Below are 4020 nucleotides of genomic sequence, written 5' to 3'. Positions count from 1 at the left end.
CCGCCGCCCGCTCGGCCTCACCCCGACGCGAAAACCCCAACCGCGCCCGCTCATGACCCAGATAAATGTTCTCGGCCACACTCAACCCGTCCACCAGGTCAAGCTCCTGATAGATCGTGGCGATGCCCTGCTTGATCGCGGCGGTCGGGCTGGTCAGCCGGACCTCCTGGCCGTCGAAGGAGATCGTCCCCTCGTCGGGCTGGTGTGCCCCGGCCAGAGTCTTGATCAGGGTGGACTTACCGGCGCCGTTCTGGCCGAGCAGGCAGTGCACCTCGCCGACGCGGACATCGAGGTCGACGCCGTTCAGTGCGCGCACACCGGGGAACTGCTTGACGATGCCTCGCATCTCCAGCAGGGACGACTCGGACGATGACGGCTGCACAGAGGCCTCCTAGGGGTGGGTGCGGCCGGGCCCCGCCCGCCTGACGGCGCCGGCTGGCACCGCCGCTACGGCACCGATGTCGGCGTCAACGATGCCGACGCGGCTCCGGACAGCCGTACAGGCGGGCGGGACGTTCTTGTGGGAAAGGGCTCGGATTGGCTTGGATGGTGGTGGTGATCCCGTCCGCCTGACCGCATGTCCCATCGCCACGGCACGCGGGATGGGCGGGGGGGGAGTACCGAGCGGGGAGCACGGTCAGACGGACGGGACGTTCGAAGGGGACGGCTGATCAGAGGAGTGAGGGTCGGAAACCGGCCCGCGGACAGAGGCGTCCGCCGCCGGACAGGTGGTCGGGGTCCTCGATCACCCCGATGGCAGGGGATGTCGGATCGATATGGCGGTGGGGTCGGACAGCGCCCGTTCGACGACGACCCCGGCCGCTCCACGCGCCGCGGCGCCGAAGCCGAGATCGGACGCGACGAACCTGCAGCGTTCGGCGGCGCCGGTCATGCCCAGACGCTCCAGTTCCTGCCGAGCGGCGGGGATGAGCCGGTCGGCGAGCCTGGCGAAGTAACCGCCGAGCACGATCACTCGTGGATTGAACAGGTTGACCAGCACCGACGCCCCGAGCCCGAGCCACCGGCCCACTTCCACGATGGCGGCGTCGACTCTCGGGTCGCCTTCCGCCCGCCGCTGCTCGATCTCGGCCAGCCGCTCCTCCGGATCACGGACGACCTGCCGGCCCATGCCGTACGCCCGGTCGGGGGTGGCCATGCGCACCAGCGCGGCCAGTCCGACCTTGGTCTCCCAGCAGCCGACGCGGCCGCAGCGGCAGGGCTCACCGGCGGGATCGACCAGGATGTGGCCGACCTCCCCGGCGAATCCGTCCGCTCCGCCCAGCAGTCGCCCGCCGGAGATCACACCGCCTCCGACCCCCACCTCGCCGGTGAGGTAAACAAGGTCGGACGTGCCCGCCTCGGAGCCGGAGGTGTATTCGGCCAGCGCGGCGAGATTGGCGTCGTTGTCCACAACGATGGGGATGTCCGGGCGGATGCCGGCCTGGGACAGCCGCTCCGCCACCGCCACTCCGTGCCAGCCGAGGTTCGGCGCCACGACGACGGTACCGGTGATCGTGTCGATCAGTCCCGGGATGGCCACGGTGACCCCCGCGGGCGTCACCCCGAGCCGGTCGAGGTCGGCCAAAGTCTTCTCGACCACGAGGGCCAGTTCGTCGAGGGAGCGCTCCGGGCTGGACCCCATCGCGTCGAAGCCGACGCGTCGGTCCACGAGCACCCGGCCGGCCAGATCGGTGGCGATGGCGGCGATGTAGTCGACGTTGACCTCCACGCCCAGGGCGCCGACCCGCGAACCGTCGAGGGCGAGCGCGACGCTCGGGCGGCCGACGGAGCCCGCGTGCTGCGGCCCCGTCTCCATCACCAGCCCGCGTGCCTGCAACTCGCTGACCAGGCTGGTGACGGTGGTCTTGTTCAGCCCGGTCGCGAGTGCGACGGCCGACCGGGAGCACGGGCCCGAGGCGCTCACGTGACGCAGCACCAGAGCGAGGTTGGAACGGCGCACGGTGGCCTGGTCAGCGGGAACCCCCGCTGACAGGCCGCGACTCAGCGAGTCGCCCGTACGGCCGTCGGCCCTGCTTCGGTCCACGCCTCTCCCTCAATTAGTTCGTGTGGCTCGCCGAATTAATGCCAGTGACTTCCGGCAGGCGCAAGACTGAAACCGGTTGCAGATTCCGTAACAGTCCGGTAACCCCCAGGTCATATGGCCGTTGAGCTGCGGCTGGTCCGACGATGCCAACTCGTTACTCGACAGATGGGTGCAGGTCCGGACATCCTCGTGTTACAACGCTGATTAATTGATCTCAGAGACAAACAAAGGGCGGGTGAGGGTCAGGTGACGTACGAGCCGAACCTCCTCCGCACCCCGGGCGGCGCGACGTCGCCCGCGGCGGGCCCCGCGGCCCTGCGCAGGGCGAATCTCTCGCTGGTGCTGCGCGAGCTGCGCGACCACGACTCCCTTTCCCGCGCCGACATCGCCGACGCGACCGGGCTCCACCGGGCCACCGTCTCCAACCTCATGGCCGAGCTGCTCGAACGGCGGCTGGTGCGGGAGGTCGGTGTCGAGCACGTGGGCGCGATCGGACGGCCAAGAAGGGCCGTGGCGCTGCACGGCGCACACGTGGGCGCCCTCGGACTGGAGATCAATGTCGACTACATCGCGGTCCACGGCACCGACCTCAGCGGCCGGGTGCTGGTCGAGCGCCGCGTGGCCTTCGACGCGATGGGCAGCGGCACCGACAGAGCGGTCCGCCGCCTCGGGCTCGTCGCGAAAGAGGCAGCGGAAGCGATGGAACGTGCCCGTGCCGTCCCCGCCGGCGTCGCGGTGGCCGTCCCCGGCCTCGTGGACGTCACGCGCGGCGTGGTGACGCTCGCACCGAATCTCTACTGGCACGACCTGCCGCTGGCGGACGAACTGACCTCCATGCTCAGGCCGCTGGACGTGCCGGTGAGGGTGGACAACGACGCCAACCTCTCCGCGCTGGCCGAGTTCACCTCGGGCGTCGCCGCGGGCACACCCGACCTGGTCTATCTCACCGGAGAGGTCGGCGTCGGCGGTGGCATCATCTCGGGCGGCAGGCTCCTGTGCGGAGCGGACGGCTACTCCGGCGAGGTCGGGCACCTGCGGGTCGACCCGAACGGCGACCAGTGCGGCTGCGGCCGCGTCGGATGCTGGGAGACCAAGGTCGGGCTGGCCGCACTGGTCCGCGCGGCCATGCCCGAGCAGGCGTACGGGCTGCCCGGGATGCCGGTGCCCGACCCCGACGAGCGCGTGGCCGACATCGCCCGGGGCCTGTCCTCCGGCGACCGGCGCATGACGCAGGCGGTCGCGCAGGTCGGTCAATGGCTCGGGCTCGGCGGCTCGATCCTGGCCAACCTGTTCAACCCCCGCGTGATCGTGATCGGAGGCTACTTCGCCTCGCTGGCTCAGTGGCTCCTGCCCCACGCGCAGGACCAGCTGAACCGGCTGGTGGTGGCCGGCTCCGGCGCCCAGTGCCGGTTCGTCGCCTCCACGCTCGGCTTCGGCGCCGCGTCCCGCGGCGCCGCGAGCATGGTGGTCGACCAGATCATCAACGACCCCACCTCGATCCTCGATTCATTACCCCGGCCGGCAGTTCACTGACGGCCCCACAGACCTGGAACGGCACCTTCCAGCACCCCGAAACACCCCGGAATATCCACTACAAACCAAGTGGCAACAAGCGCGGCGGCGCGCGCCTTGCCTGACCTTCCCCCCAGTCAGGAAAGGGTCCTCCATGTTTCCACGTTCTCGAACGTGGGCCAGGTCGCTCAACGCGACCCTGCCAACCAGCGGACGACGTCCGAAACGTCTCACCGCGGCGACGACGGCCATCGCCCTCGCCGCTCCCGTAATCACCCTCCTCGCGGCGCCGGTGAGCGCCCAGGCCGCCACGACGGCGGCCGCGGCGGCGCCCGACTTCAAGGTGCTCGTCTTCTCGAAGACGACCGGGTTCCGGCACGACTCGATCCCCGAGGGGATCGCGGCGGTGCAGAAGCTCGGTCAGGACAACAACTTCGCGGTCGACACGACCGAGGACAGCGCGG

General features: G+C 70.2%; 4 protein-coding genes. 2 read left to right on the top strand and 2 right to left on the bottom strand.

The annotated features are described in order from the left end of the window. Together F5972_RS36665 and F5972_RS36660 are read right to left on the bottom strand one after the other, a co-directional pair. On the bottom strand, nt 1–382 hold a 382-nt coding region (locus F5972_RS36665; protein ID WP_225312232.1), incomplete at its 3' end, for an ATP-binding cassette domain-containing protein. Nucleotides 383–745: 363 nt separating this feature from the next. Further along, nucleotides 746–2044 carry an ROK family transcriptional regulator gene (locus tag F5972_RS36660; protein ID WP_225312231.1) on the bottom strand — a complete coding sequence of 433 codons (1299 nt, stop codon included), beginning with the start codon at nt 2042–2044 and terminating at the stop codon, nt 746–748. Between the two features lie 246 nt (nt 2045–2290). On the opposite strand from F5972_RS36660, the gene F5972_RS36655 reads away from it, so the two are divergent. Both F5972_RS36655 and F5972_RS39590 read left to right on the top strand, forming a co-directional pair. Then, a complete protein-coding gene (locus F5972_RS36655) occupies nt 2291–3577 on the top strand; it encodes an ROK family transcriptional regulator (protein ID WP_150940743.1) in 1287 nt (428 codons plus the stop codon). Between the two features lie 133 nt (nt 3578–3710). Next, on the top strand, nt 3711–4020 hold a 310-nt coding region (locus tag F5972_RS39590), incomplete at its 3' end, for a ThuA domain-containing protein (RefSeq protein WP_150940742.1).

The sequence above is a fragment of the Microbispora cellulosiformans genome, assembly GCF_008728085.1.
Taxonomy (GTDB): Bacteria; Actinomycetota; Actinomycetes; order Streptosporangiales; family Streptosporangiaceae; genus Microbispora; species Microbispora amethystogenes.
The sequence above is the reverse complement of the archived record's forward strand: the minus strand, read 5'-3'. Positions and strand labels throughout refer to the sequence as shown.